Consider the following 1,606-nt stretch of genomic DNA (forward strand, 5'->3'; position numbering starts at 1 on the left):
CGTCAGCCAGAACAGATCAGCCATGGCAGCACCTCCAGCCATCATGGAATCAGCCATTCAGATCAACCGCTAGCCCTATTTAACGGGTCCTGACCCTAGCCGGGCAGATCACCGCCTGCGGAAGATATTCGTAGAGGAAGCGATACTCAAATTGCACCTCCCACAGCGACGCGTCTGCGAGGCAGAACACCTCCCCATGGTTCCCGAGGAACGGTTGCGGCGACATGATCGAAGTTTCGTAACACGCGGCGGGGGCGGGTCGCCGCGCGACGACCGGGACCGGTGCTGGCGGTTGGGGCGGCGGGCTGGCGCCTGGTGAATGTGCTACCGACTTCGGAGAAACGAGCGGAGATGGCATTGGAACAGGTGTCGAGCAGCCAGCCACGCCGAGACACAAGGTCACGGCAGCAAGCCTGCGTCCGGCTTGATCGCGGCGGCGGTCCGCTGATACGGCCGGTGGCACATACTTTGCTAAAACTGTCAGATCCGGAAGGTGCCGCCTGGACGGAGGCGATCCTACGCGTCCAGCACCAGCCGTTGCGTTCGATACTCTCTGCATATTCGCTGCTCACGATTCCGCAGGGCCTTGAAGGTCTCCACTCCACTGTTCGGCCCGAGGATGTTGTCCGGGTCTAAGATGAAGAGCAGGTCATCCCGGTTCAGGCCATAGCCTCCTCGCGCCACCAGCACCTCGATCTCCGCCGTCAGAAGTTCGCGCGCGCCCGGGTCCTCGACCGGCTCAGTCCCGCGCGGGACACCGGGCGTGCCGGTAACCGCATTACGAAAACCTTCCATCTCCGGGCCGCAGGCAAAGAGAGCATACGCGCGGGCAGTAATGGCCTCAGCACACGGAGTCCGCCGCCAATCTCGCGGGAAAGGCAGTGCATCCATGAGCGTGTAGGTCAGGTGCATGGCGAGGCGCTTCCTGACCACGAAGTCGATGTACATAGTGTTTGCGACACCGAGCCAAAGGAGAATGTCGGGTGGGCTGCCGCCTGCAAACGTGATTGTTGGCACGCTGTGCCCGCATACTACTTCTGGCTGAATCAGCGCCGCGATGAGGCTTCGCTCGTCTGTTGATCTTGCGATGTCGCGAAAGCCGGTTTGGTAGCTGCCAATCCAGTTCACGAGCTTGCTCGGCACAAGGTCCCGCGGAACGCGCCACTGCGGGACCACTGCCTTGCAAGGATCACCGAATGGAAGCTCTGCCCACACGGCCTTTAGCGCACGGCCCGAAACGTATGCGGCCGCACGATAGTCGTGCGCTGCAATCATCACGCCTTGATACAAGGGTAGCCCCCCGGCACCCTCTGGGAACAACCCCCGGTCGGTGCCCATGTCCACCTCGCGCATGTAGACCCGGCTCGGCTGCCCTGCGATCTGCTCGCCGAACTTCGGGAAGCGAGCATACAGCTTCCGACAAATGTCGATGTCCTGCTGCGCTGAAATCTTCATCACTGTCATAGCCTCGGGCGAGAACTCCCGCACCATGCTGACTGGCATAGTAAGCAGTCGGCCAACCGTCAGGTCGGCCAGATCGGCCGCCGAGTTCACGCGAAAGGCTACACCGAAGTCCTCCGTCGGCCCACCCGATCGCGCTATGTAG

1 protein-coding gene is annotated in these 1,606 nt (G+C 61.9%); it reads right to left on the reverse strand.

The features are described 5' to 3' along the window. Positions 1 to 516: 516 nt before the first annotated feature. Positions 517 to 1,606, reverse strand: a 1,090-nt coding sequence (locus D9599_RS30545) for a hypothetical protein (RefSeq protein ID WP_255531737.1), incomplete at its 5' end; no start/stop codon positions are given.

Source organism: Roseomonas sp. KE2513 (assembly GCF_016107305.1).
In the GTDB taxonomy this organism is placed as follows: domain Bacteria; phylum Pseudomonadota; class Alphaproteobacteria; order Acetobacterales; family Acetobacteraceae; genus Roseomonas.